The organism is Brachyspira catarrhinii, from assembly GCF_005518285.1.
In the GTDB taxonomy this organism is placed as follows: domain Bacteria; phylum Spirochaetota; class Brachyspiria; order Brachyspirales; family Brachyspiraceae; genus Brachyspira; species Brachyspira catarrhinii.
Window position 1 is genome coordinate 1 of sequence record NZ_SJDU01000466.1, and the last position, 1,581, is coordinate 1,581.

Annotated in this window: 1 protein-coding gene; it reads right to left on the reverse strand. The window is 25.9% G+C overall.

Going from position 1 to position 1,581, the window contains the following annotated elements; all coding sequences use genetic code 11:
* Positions 1 to 322: 322 nt before the first annotated feature.
* On the reverse strand, positions 323 to 1,581 hold a 1,259-nt coding region (locus EZH24_RS11550; RefSeq protein ID WP_336596096.1), incomplete at its 5' end, for a peptidase M30.

Here is a 1,581-nt window from a genome sequence, read left to right on the forward strand (position 1 = left end):
ATTATTAATAAATCCCCAAAATCTATTATTCTGCAATGTATTTTCTATATAATCCACACTTTCCTGCTTATATACAGAACCTCACATAACATATACAATCAATTTAGTATATTCTGCTACTTTATAAAATTCATAAGGTTTATCCACCTGCATCCTATAATCAGCATAATATGTTCTTTTTTCCATATTTCCGATATGTTAAGCCTACATTTGATAGGGCTTGTAACATTGTTTCTATTACAAAATATAATAAATAAAATTAAAATAGTGATTATACAAAATATTTTTTTTCATAACTATATTTTACTATTTCTTATATTATTTAATATTCTTTAATTTTTCCATCTTTATCAAATAATACAGGTATTTCTTTAGGTGTATAAGGCTTATCATTCGCTGTTTCATACATTTTTGATGCCTGTACTGATGAGACTTTAGGAGTTGTAATATTTATATAAGTTGGATTATTACCTATATAAGTATCTTTGTTTAAAGCTACCTGATATCCATTACCTAGATCTTTTATTACCAAGTTGCCTGATGGCTCAATACTTCCGCTATAAGCTACTGCTGCTCCTGGAAATAACGATATAGTAGATTCTGATGGTTGGATCTGTAGCTTAGCTCCTGCAACTTCATTATTTTTTAGTCCTTCAATCCATTTTAATAATAAATCTTCCCAACTAGATGATCCTATAAAACTTACATTATTCAAAACTCTACTATAATCTTCAGCTGATGAGTATTTTGCTATATTTTGAAATACAGAAGAGTTATTACCATTTCTTTTATAAAGCCAATTCACAAATACTGATACTGAAGGATAATTGGCAAATATATTATTTAGAGGAAGATTCCAAGTGTAGAAACAATAATAACCGCTCATATGATTATTAAATTCGTTTATTCTTGAACTAACTATAGTTGGGCTAAATAATATAGATGTGGATTCTGAAAGAGCTTCATTAAGCCAAGTTGATATTTCTCTTCCATTTTCTATATAATTAACATTAAAATTAATTAAATGCTGAAATTCATGCTGTATTGTACCAGACATATACTCAGGATCTTCATTAACTTTTTTTATATCCATATATAATATCTCAGCATTATTATTTTGATTCAATATTAAATCTGCCCCATAAAAATAACCAGTAGTAATAGAACCTGAATAACTAGCATTCAATTCTAATAATAAAATGATAATTTTACCATTTTTATCAACATCTGTATGTTCTCCATATATTCTAACCTCTTCATCATAATTATTATTAAATTCATTTGCTATATAATTCACACTTTCCTGATTATATCCAGAACCTTCCTTAACATATACAATCAACTTATCATATTCTGCTATTTTATAAAAATTATAAAGTCTATCTCCCTGTTTTCTATAATCAGCGTAGAAATATCTATTTTCCATACTCATATTAGGATATGTTAATGAACTGTCAAAATTAATTCCTAAAACATTTGACAATTTTTGACAAGAAGATAATAAGAAAGATAATAAAAACAATATAAAAAATATTTTTTTCATAACGATTAATTTGTTTCTTAATTTTAATACGATTATAT